A 499-nucleotide genomic window follows, 5' to 3' on the forward strand; every position below is an offset into this window, starting at 1 on the left:
CGTGGATGTGGTCAGGAACTCGCTGGTACACAACCCGGGTGTGCCGATACTCGAGTCCGACCTCGTCCAGCAGGCTTCCGGACTCACACTGGACTGGGACTTCAGCAACGCTGTCCGGCTCACGATGCTGACCGTCACTGTCGTCCCGTTGGCTCTGGCGATGTGGACGTACTTTGTCGGGCGGCGGCGATCGTGACCACTTCAGGCCGATCTGCACACCATGTGGTGGAGCCGTGATGAGGCGTTCAACCCGTCAGCGTGTCCACTACCGGTAGCCGGCCAGGATCGGCCCGTCGCTCTGCGGGCCGCCGTGCATGGCCTTGCCCTGGCAGGCAGGCAGGCAGGCAGGCAAGGCTGGAGCATGGGGCACCGTTGACGGTGACGGCCTCACGACGGTGTCACAACTCATGCACCACACCGACGCACATGCGAACACCGTCAGGCCAGACACCTTGGACGAGTCGGAGATCCGAACCCCCCCGGATACCCCTGGACACAC

1 pseudogene is annotated in these 499 nt (G+C 64.5%); it reads left to right on the forward strand.

What is annotated here, in order from left to right:
- Window positions 1–196: pseudogene (locus tag JDV09_RS26285) on the forward strand (MFS transporter); the annotation flags it as partial.
- Between the last annotated feature and the right edge of the window lie 303 nt (window positions 197–499).

The sequence above is a fragment of the Mycolicibacterium xanthum genome, from assembly GCF_019710635.1.
Lineage (GTDB): Bacteria > Actinomycetota > Actinomycetes > Mycobacteriales > Mycobacteriaceae > Mycobacterium > Mycobacterium xanthum.